This window comes from Wenzhouxiangella psychrophila (assembly GCF_042310375.1).
Lineage (GTDB): Bacteria > Pseudomonadota > Gammaproteobacteria > Xanthomonadales > Wenzhouxiangellaceae > Wenzhouxiangella.
The window spans coordinates 1-626 of sequence record NZ_JBHJMQ010000031.1; the positions used below are offsets into that span (position 1 = coordinate 1).

Annotated in this window: 1 protein-coding gene; it reads right to left on the minus strand. The window is 51.4% G+C overall.

Annotated elements, in window-relative coordinates:
- Positions 1-103 precede the first annotated feature (103 nt).
- Positions 104-376: a hypothetical protein gene (locus tag ACDC66_RS15205; protein WP_376697587.1), complete on the minus strand. Its 273-nt coding sequence runs from the start codon at positions 374-376 to the stop codon at positions 104-106.
- Positions 377-626: the final 250 nt, after the last annotated feature.

The following is a 626-nucleotide window of genomic DNA, read 5'->3' on the forward strand; positions in this document are numbered from 1 at the left end:
TAACGTCTGAGCTAAGCGGCGCAGCTTTGCTGCGTCCGGTGGAGGCCCGATAGGGCCGGAACATACTTGAGCGACTTGTTAGATTGCGGGCTTGAAAGGCTCCTCACAGCTGATCTCTTTCTCTCATATCCCCGGCTAATCTCTCGAGTTGCTCAGGATTGTCCGATCGTAAGATGTTGTAGAGCATGATGATCTCACCAGGCAGAGAGAGCAGGACCTTGATCAGAGGCAGTACCAAGAATAGCCCAATGGCAAGAATCGCAATCCAATTTGACACCTGGTAGATCGCAAAAAGCCAATAGAGCAGCGCGATGACTCCGAGGATGAAGAGCGTTCCAAATAGGAACTTCAGGGTGTACTTGAGCTTTGTATTCATCTTCGAGTCAATCTAACGTCTGAGCTAAGCGGCGCGCGTAAGCGCGTCCGGTGGAGGCCCGACAGGGCCGAAACGTACTTGAGCGACTTGTTAAATTGCCTAGCCCTCATCAGCCTCTGTATCGATGACATCTGCACGCTGTACCATCGGCAGCAACTCTTCGACCTTATCTACAGACGCACCTTCCAAATGAAAACTTTGGCCATTTTCGAGGGTTAGGATTATCTTCCTACTAGCGCGAGCCCGGATC

Excerpts from the sequence above, each read along its gene's own strand:
- ACDC66_RS15205 (WP_376697587.1), bottom strand. The coding sequence starts at position 376 with ATGAATACAAAGCTCAAGTACACCCTGAAGTTCCTATTTGGAACGCTC.